At 74.0% G+C, this 2,588-nt stretch carries 2 pseudogenes; both read right to left on the bottom strand.

Annotated features, from left to right (window positions below):
- Positions 1-981 (bottom strand): annotated as a pseudogene (locus tag JNW89_RS34180) (glycosyltransferase family 2 protein); the annotation flags it as partial.
- Between the two features lie 18 nt (positions 982-999).
- Positions 1,000-2,481, bottom strand: a pseudogene (locus JNW89_RS34175) (DUF5941 domain-containing protein); the annotation flags it as partial.
- Positions 2,482-2,588: the final 107 nt, after the last annotated feature.

Raw genomic sequence — 2,588 nt, 5'->3', positions numbered from 1 at the left:
GCCTGGTTCGCCGCGCGCAACGCGCTGAACGTCCGCCACCGTCCCGCCGCGACCAACCGGTGCGTTGAGCCCTTCCAGCCCGTCCGGCGCGGGGTAGCCCTCGGGCGGCCGGAAGCGCCGGTGGTCGGCGGTCATCTGGGCGAAGAACGCCGGGCGCAGCGCGGGGGCGATCCGTTCGCCGTTGCCGAGCACGGTCAGGTGGTGCCAGACCATCCGCTCGAAGACCGCCGGCCGCAGCCCGGCCACCGCCGGCCCCCAGCGGTCCATCAACGCGAACACCCGGTGCCACTGCGCGAAGACCTCGAAGTGCCGGTCTCCCCGGGTCCGGGTGATCGCCCCGGCCCGCCGCTGCCGGTAGTTGACGCAGACCCGGTCGAGCACCGCGATCCGCTCGGCGGCCAGCAGCACCGGATAGGTGAAGGAGACGTCCTCGTACCAGCCGGGGGCGAAACGCAGCCCGAGGTCGACCAGGAACTCCCGGCGGACCACCCGGTTCCAGGCGGTGTGCAGCAGCTGCATGGTCTCCGGCCGGTCCCGCAGCCGGAAGGTGGCCTCGCCGAGCGGCTCCCGGAACACCTCGGCCATCGCGCTGCGGGTGGCGCTGTCGTTCCAGTGCGCGCGGACGTGGTCCACCACGAGGACGTCCGGGCGGGCGGCCCGCAGCCGGTCGGCGACCTCGGGCAGGCAGTCCGGGGCGAGCCAGTCGTCGCCGTCGACGAACCAGACGTACTCGCCGACGGCCCGGTCCAGCCCGGCGTTGCGGGCCGGACCGAGCCCGACGTTGCGGGGCAGCCGGAGTGCGGTGACCCGGGGATCGCGGGCGGCGTACTCGTCGAGGATGTCGCCGACGGCGTCCGGCGAGGCGTCGTCGACGCCGATCACCTCGAGGTCGTCGAAGGGCTGCCCGAGGATCGAGTCCAGGCACTCGCGCAGGTAGCCCTGCACCCGGTAGGCCGGTACGACGAAGCTGATCAGGGTCATCCCGGCCGCCCCCCTTGGTCAGCCCGGCGAACCGCCTTCCACCGGGACGGCCGTCACCCGCGCGGCGCGGGCCGGCAGGACCACCCAGGCCAGGACGACACTCGCCACGAATCCCACGAGAAGGTACGTACCGAGTGTAGCCAGACCGATACTCACAATTCCGGCGATCGCCGCCAGCGCCAGCAGCACCGACCGCCCCTCCCAGCCCAGCGTCCAGCGGTGCAGCGGCGGGGCCGCCTGCCGCTTCTCCAGCCGGGCGGTCAGGTCGTAGTGGTGCAGGGTGAGCACGAGGACGTAGGCGAAGATCAGCCAGGGCGACGCCCCGCCGACCACCCCGACGGCGATGGCGAACAGGTACTCCCCGGCCCGCAGCGCGGCCGGGACCAGCCAGTCCAGCGGCCCGTTGTGCGCCGCGCCGGCCCCCAGCCCGCCGACCAGCAGCACCAGCAGCGCCACCGGCACCCACCAGCGCAGCCCACCGTCGTCGGTCAGCAACGCCGCGACCAGCAGCGCCGCCGGGCCCAGCGCCGCCAGCACCGCCAGCGTCAGCGGGCCCATCGGGCGGACCACCGGCAGCCGCGCCGCCAGCGGACCGTCGTCGCGGTGCAGCGTGGCGTCGACCGTGTCCAGCACCGGCACCCACATCCAGCGCGCCCGCAAGGTGCGCAGCGCCCCGGTGTACGCGAACGCCAGCGTCCCCCAGACCAGCACCGCGACCAGGCTGACCAGCGGGTTGAACAGCGCCACGGTCAGCGCGATCAGCGCCCACCGCTCGCCGATCGGGAAGACCACCGTCCGCTTCAGCCAGTACGACACCGAGCCGGTGTCGGCCTGCACCCGGGTCGAGGCGGCGTTCAGCCGGTCACCGATCCCACCGCCTCCCCCGCCCACCGCCGTCTTCGGCCGACGGGCCGCCTCGTCGTGCAGCACGCCGTACCAGGTGTCGGTCATGTGCCGCACGGTCTGCAGCGTCATCGCGGCGATGGCGAGAGCCCAGCCGTACCGGAAGCCGGCGTGCGTCGCCCCGTAGCCGAGGCCGGCGTAGACCACGTACTCCTTCGCCCGGTCGGCCATCGTGTCCAGCCAGCCGCCCCAGGCGCTGAAGTGCCGGGTGTAGCGGGCCAGCTGGCCGTCCACGCAGTCGAGCACGAAGCCGAGGTAGAGCAGCACCGCCCCGCTAACCAGCGCGGGCCGGCCGCCGGCCGCGAACAGCACCGCCGCGGCGACCGCGAAGAGCACCGACAGCATGGTCACCCCGGTCGGGCCGAGGCCGATCCGGGCCGCCGCCTTCGTCACGTACGGCGACCAGGTGCTGACGAAGTAGGTGGTGAAGAAGTCGTCCCGCTCCTTGACCGAGAGCCGCAGCTCGGCCTTGTCCTCGTCCACCCCCGCCAGCGCCGCCTCGGCGGCGTGCAGCGCGGCGGCGTCGCCGACCCGGTGCGCCACGAGCAGGCGTACCCGGTGGGCGAAGGTCAGCGTGCCGAGCGCGGTGAGGCGGGCGGCGAAGAGCCCGGACCTGGGCTACGACGCCGAGGTACGCGGCGGGTGGAACCTGCTGACCCCCATGCCGGACACCATCGGCACGGACACCCAGGGCATGGGCATCG

The sequence above is a fragment of the Micromonospora sp. 4G55 genome, assembly GCF_016803375.1.
Note: the sequence above shows the minus strand (reverse complement) of the source record. Positions and strands in the feature narration are given on the sequence as shown.